The 1,506-nt window shown below is 30.7% G+C and carries 2 protein-coding genes; both read left to right on the top strand.

The genetic code is table 11. From position 1 onward, the window contains the following. Positions 1–1,312 (top strand): long-chain fatty acid--CoA ligase (locus tag ABY298_RS16335; RefSeq protein WP_372747098.1); only part of this gene is annotated, 1,312 nt, incomplete at its 5' end. Between the two features lie 34 nt (positions 1,313–1,346). Beyond that, on the top strand, positions 1,347–1,506 hold a 160-nt coding region (locus tag ABY298_RS16330), incomplete at its 3' end, for an SAM-dependent methyltransferase (protein ID WP_372747099.1).

Raw genomic sequence — 1,506 nt, 5'->3', positions numbered from 1 at the left:
TAAAGAAGTTGAAACCGAATTACAAAAAAGATATTACGAAGCTGAAGAAACAGATTTAGCAAGTATTATTTATACATCTGGAACTACCGGAGAGCCAAAAGGCGTTATGTTAAATCATTCCAACTTTATGCAGTCGTTAGCAGCACATGAATATGAATTAGAAGTATCCGATAAAGATTCCTCATTAAGTTTTTTACCATTAAGTCATATTTACGAGCGCAGCTGGGTGTTTTTCTGTTTGCATATGGGAATTGAGGTTTATTTCAACCAAAATCCGAAGTTAATAGCTGAGGTTTTAAAAGAAGTTAAACCAACTGTAATGTGCACAGTACCTCGTATTTTTGAGAAAATATTTGCGGCAATTCAAGATAAACGTAAAGAAGCTTCGCCAACTAAAATGAAATTAGCAAGTTGGGCTTTAGGTATTGGAAATAATTATTACAACAAACACAAAAGACTTGATAAAAAAGTACCATTTGGGTTAAAAATCAAATTTAAAATAGCCGATAAATTGGTGTTGAGTAAATTAAGAGATGTTTTTGGAGGTCGTATAAAATTTATGCCTTGTGGAGGCGCGCCATTGGCTGCAGATATGGTTTCGTTTTTTCATTCATTTGGATTAAATATTAAATGTGGTTACGGATTAACTGAAACAACAGCAACAGCTACATTATTTGGGTATAAACATTTTGAGTTTAATTCTGCAGGAAAAGCCATTCACGGAACCCAAATTAAAATTGGTGAAAACGATGAAGTTTTGGTAAAAGGACCTGGAGTAATGAAAGGTTATTATAAAAAACCTGAAGCTACTGCTGAGGTTTTTGAAGATGGTTGGTTTAAAACAGGTGATGCAGGTACTTTAGATGCTGAAGGAAATTTAGTAATTACCGATAGAATTAAAGATTTAATGAAAACATCTGGTGGTAAATATATTGCTCCTCAAAAATTAGAACTAGCCTTAATAAACGATGCTTTTATTGAACAAATTGCCGTAATTGGTGATCAACAAAAATATGTAACAGCGTTGGCCGTACCAAGTTTTGAAAATTTAAAAAAGTATGCGTTAGAACATAAAATTACATTTAAAGATATTGAAGAACTAATCAATCATAATCAAATTAAAGATATGATTGATAAACGTGTAGAAGAATTGCAAAAAGAATTTTCTGTATTTGAAAAAATAAAAAAAGTAACACTTTTACCTAAAGAATTTAGTATAGAAGCCGGAGAAATTACAGCTACCTTAAAGTTGAAACGAAAAGTAATTCAACAGAAGTATAAAGAGTTGATTGATAAAATGTATAAAGATTAAAAGTTTACAAACCAATAATAGCCAGTAAAATAAATTGGAAGCAAAATTATATTTAGTACCAACACCTATAGGAAATTTAGAAGATATGACTTTTAGAGCTATTAGAGTTTTAAAAGAAGTTGATTTAATTTTAGCTGAAGATACACGTACAAGTGGAAAATTGTTGAAGCATTTTGAAATCTCTACACATATGC

Source organism: Lutibacter sp., from assembly GCF_041596795.1.
Classification (GTDB): Bacteria; Bacteroidota; Bacteroidia; order Flavobacteriales; family Flavobacteriaceae; genus Lutibacter.
This window is presented reverse-complemented; position numbering and strand designations above follow the sequence as displayed.